Origin of the sequence: Kitasatospora sp. NPDC059327, assembly GCF_042752535.1 — a bacterium.
Lineage (GTDB): Bacteria > Actinomycetota > Actinomycetes > Streptomycetales > Streptomycetaceae > Kitasatospora.
Genome location: NZ_JBHYYB010000115.1, coordinates 1 through 331 on the forward strand (window position 1 = coordinate 1; position 331 = coordinate 331).

Below are 331 nucleotides of genomic sequence, written 5' to 3' on the forward strand. Positions count from 1 at the left end.
CCCCCGGGGGGGGCGTGGGCTCGCCGCCGTCAGCGGGCGTGCCCGCGTCCGTCGGATCCTCCCGCAACCGGCTTCCGGTCGGGCCGGGAAGGTCCGGCGCACGAACGTCCCACCGGCCGACCGCGCCGGGCGGGAGACCGCGGCGTGCGGGGCGCGAGGAGGTCCGGAGACCCGGCGCCGGGGCGAGCGGTTCGTGCGGGCCGGTGGCTCCTTAACGCGGTCGGGGGGGGGGGGGGGCGGGCCGGGCGGGGGGCCCCCCACGGGGGGGGGGCACGCCCCCATGACGCGGCCCCGGAGCGGGCCGCGGGGGCACGGGGCGCGGCCCCGCCCG